Raw genomic sequence first — 757 nt, forward strand, 5'->3', positions numbered from 1 at the left:
GCCTTATGAGTTTATTAATAACGATAACTTGTGAGATATCACAGCTATTATCTACTTCTGTTATCCAGGAATAATTGTTTTTTTCTAAAGGATAAGATTCCCCCCCTCCATACGCTGCTTTATCACCCACATAATAAGTGTCTGAATCTACTTTTAGACTATGAGTTTTATTATCCCAATTTATAGTTTTCGTAGCAAAAATTGGCAGAACTTTAGAGCCATCAGTATGTTGTAGGTATAAACATTTGCCTTCCCTAATAAGCTTAGCTTCACTATAACTTGCATTATCCGCTCCACCTGTGTATTGGATGCGTGGAATACTTACATTTGAATCAATTTTTTCTGTAATTGGACTACAGGCTACAAGCGGACTGACTAGGAAAAATACAAATTTTTTCATATATTGAAACCTGTATGAGTATTTAATGCCATGGTAATTAAAGCAAACCATATCAGAATAATTTGGTCATGAATTGTATAAAAATTTATAAAAATAGGTAGAAGGAAAACATGAGCATGAAAATTCAGTCTTATATTTTAGTATTCAGTTTGTTTTTTCTAAATGGCTGTTTTTTCGATACTAATGAAATCAGTAACAGCAACAATAAATCCAATATCGATCCATCAGTATCCGCTGAAAATACTAATATCAAACCTCTGAAAAGTGACTATAAGCAATTTTTTATTTTAGCTAAAGATGTAAGGTTTGATCCAAATTTAGCTCAACTAGAAGCAATCTTTCAAGGAAATTTAACTC

The 757-nt window shown here is 31.4% G+C and carries 2 protein-coding genes; one reads left to right on the forward strand and one right to left on the reverse strand.

Going from position 1 to position 757, the window contains the following annotated elements; genetic code table 11:
• Positions 1–400, reverse strand: a 400-nt coding sequence (locus NI468_RS16440) for a hypothetical protein (protein ID WP_253102629.1), incomplete at its 3' end; no start/stop codon positions are given.
• 116 nt (positions 401–516) lie between these two features.
• Between NI468_RS16440 and NI468_RS16445 the strand changes: the two genes are divergently transcribed.
• A partial coding sequence (locus NI468_RS16445) for a hypothetical protein (RefSeq protein WP_253102631.1) occupies positions 517–757 on the forward strand: 241 nt, incomplete at its 3' end.

Origin of the sequence: Acinetobacter lwoffii, from assembly GCF_024129355.1 — a bacterium.
GTDB lineage: Bacteria > Pseudomonadota > Gammaproteobacteria > Pseudomonadales > Moraxellaceae > Acinetobacter > Acinetobacter lwoffii_I.